The following is a 2,423-nucleotide window of genomic DNA, read 5'->3' as shown; positions in this document are numbered from 1 at the left end:
GGTGCGCCCGGAGAACAGGCAGCCGCCCAGGAACGTGCCCTCCAGCGAGCGGTAGCCGTGCATGCCGCCGCCGCCGAAGCCGGCGGCCTCACCGGCCGCGTAGACGCCCGGCAGCGGTTCGCCGTCGTGCGCCAGCACCCGTGAGGAGAGGTCGGTCTCCAGGCCGCCGAGGGACTTGCGGGTCAGGATGTTCAGCCGCACGGCCACCAGCGGGCCCGCCTTCGGGTCGAGCAGCCGGTGCGGGGCGGCCACCCGGATGAGCCGGTCGCCCAGGTAGGAACGTGCTCCGCGCACCGCGGTGACCTGCGAGTCCTTGGTGAAGGGGTTGTTGATCTCCCGATCCCTCGCCTCGATCTCCCGGCGCAGCGCCACCGGGTCGATGAGCCCGTCACCGGTCAGCTCGTTCATCCGGGCGGCCAGCGTCTCCAGGTCGTTCTCGACGATGAAGTCCTTGCCGCGGTCCATGAATGCCTGGACCGGGGCCGGCGCGCCTGCTCGGACGCGTCCGAGCACCTGGCGGATGCTGCGGCCGGTCAGGTCGGGGTTCTGCTCCGAGCCGGAGAGCGCGAACTCCTTCTCGATGATCTTCCTGGTCAGCACGAACCAGGTGTACTCGTGACCGCTGTGCATGATGTGCCGGAGCGTGCCGAGCGTGTCGAAGCCGGGGAACAACGGCACCGGCAGGCGCTTGCCGGTCGCGTCCAGCCACAGCGAGGACGGCCCGGGCAGGATGCGGATGGCGTGGTCGGGCCAGATCGGGTCCCAGTTCTCCACACCTTCGGTGTAGTGCCACATCCGATCCCGGTTGATGTGCCGCGCGCCGGCCTTCTCCGCCACGCCCAGCATCGCGCCGTCCACGTGCTCGGGCACCCCGGTGATCATGCGACGCGGCGGACTGCCCAGGCTGGCCGGCCAGTTGGCACGGACCAGTTCGTGATTGCCGCCGATGCCGCCGGTGGTGACCACGATCGCCTGGGCGCGGATCTCGAACGAGTCGGCCACCTCCCGGGAGGTGGCGGTGCCGCGCGGCGCCGCGGTGGGCACCAGTACCTCGCCGGTGACGGTGTCGACCGAGCCGGCCGAGCGGGACAGGCCGGTGACCCGGTGCCGGAAGCGCAGTTCGACCCGTCCTCGGGCGACGCCTTCCCGCACCCGCCGGGCGAACGGCTCGACGACGCCCGGGCCGGTGCCCCAGGTGAGGTGGAAGCGCGGCACCGAGTTGCCGTGCCCGGTGGCGTGGTACCCGCCGCGCTCGGCCCAGCCGACCAGGGGGAACAGCCGCAGGCCCTGCTGGTGCAGCCAGGACCGCTTCTCGCCGGCGGCGAAGTCGACGTAGGCCTCGGCCCAGCGGCGCGGCCAGTGGTCCTCGTCGCGGTCGAAGCCGGCGGCGCCCTGCCAGTCCTGCCAGGCGAGCGCGAAGCTGTCGCGGATCCGCAGCCGGCGCTGCTCGGGGGAGTCGACCAGGAAGAGCCCGCCGAAGGCCCAGTGGGCCTGGCCGCCGAGGGACTGCTCCGGTTCCTGGTCGAGCAGGATGACCCTGCGTCCCGCCTCGGCCAGCTCTGCGGTGGCGGCCAGCCCCGCGAGGCCCGCCCCGATCACCACGACATCCGCGTCATACGCCATGCCCGCAAGGCTTACTCGCGGGTAGGCGGCGCGTCAACAGTCATGCACCCTCTTCGACCAGCGCACCGGCGCATCCGGCCTGTTCCATGGCCGGGGTGGACGACAACGAGCTGCTGGACATCGTGGACGAGCGGGACCGGGTCGTCGGGCGGGGCCCGCGCGGTGAGGTGACGGCCCGGCGGCCGGCCCGGCGGACGTCCGCCGTACAGGTGCGGACGCCGCCGGGCGGTCTTCGTGCGCCGGCGGACGGCGGGCGAACTGGTCTTCCCCTCCCGGTACGACCTGGTGGCCGGCGGGGTGCTGGGAGCGGGTGAGGACTACGACGAGGCAGCCCTGCGGGAGGCCCGCCCCGCGCGGTGAGCCGCGGTACTGCTCTAGGCTCGGTGCATGATCGCGCGGCTCGGTGCACTGGTGGCCACGGTACGTCTGTGGTTCGCCCCGCAGCGGTTGCGGGAGGAGGGCACCACTCCCGACTACCGCTTCTCGCTTGCCAACGAGCGCACCTTCCTGGCCTGGATCCGCACCGCGCTCGCCCTGGTCGCCGGGGGCATCGCGGTGGACCAGTTCCTGACCGGACTGCGGGCGGAGCTGCGGACGACGATCGCGGTGGCCCTGCTGGTGGGCGGTGCGGTCTGCGCGGTCCGGGCCGTGAACCACTGGGTGCGCTGCGAGCAGGCCATGCGCAAGGGCGAGGACCTGCCCGCGTCCCGTTTCCCCGCGCTGCTGGCCACCGGTGCCACCCTCGCGGCGCTGCTGGTGGCGCTGGCGGTGCTGCTGGGGCGGACCGGCGCGTGAGCGGC

Annotated in this window: 2 protein-coding genes and 1 pseudogene; 2 read left to right on the top strand and 1 reads right to left on the bottom strand. The window is 73.2% G+C overall.

Annotated elements, in window-relative coordinates; genetic code table 11:
- Positions 1 to 1,623: FAD-binding dehydrogenase (locus ACYVE9_RS23095; protein WP_461029819.1), on the bottom strand; the 1,623-nt coding region annotated here is incomplete at its 3' end.
- Between the two features lie 86 nt (positions 1,624 to 1,709).
- On the opposite strand from ACYVE9_RS23095, the pseudogene ACYVE9_RS23090 reads away from it, so the two are divergent.
- Together ACYVE9_RS23090 and ACYVE9_RS23085 are read left to right on the top strand one after the other, a co-directional pair.
- Positions 1,710 to 1,968, top strand: a pseudogene (locus tag ACYVE9_RS23090) (NUDIX hydrolase); the annotation flags it as partial.
- A gap of 42 nt (positions 1,969 to 2,010) precedes the next feature.
- Positions 2,011 to 2,418, top strand: a complete 408-nt coding sequence (locus tag ACYVE9_RS23085) for a YidH family protein (RefSeq protein WP_461029818.1) — start codon at positions 2,011 to 2,013, stop codon at positions 2,416 to 2,418.
- The last annotated feature ends 5 nt before the right edge of the window (positions 2,419 to 2,423 follow it).

The organism is Streptomyces sparsus, assembly GCF_054776295.1.
Note: the sequence above shows the minus strand (reverse complement) of the source record. Positions and strands in the feature narration are given on the sequence as shown.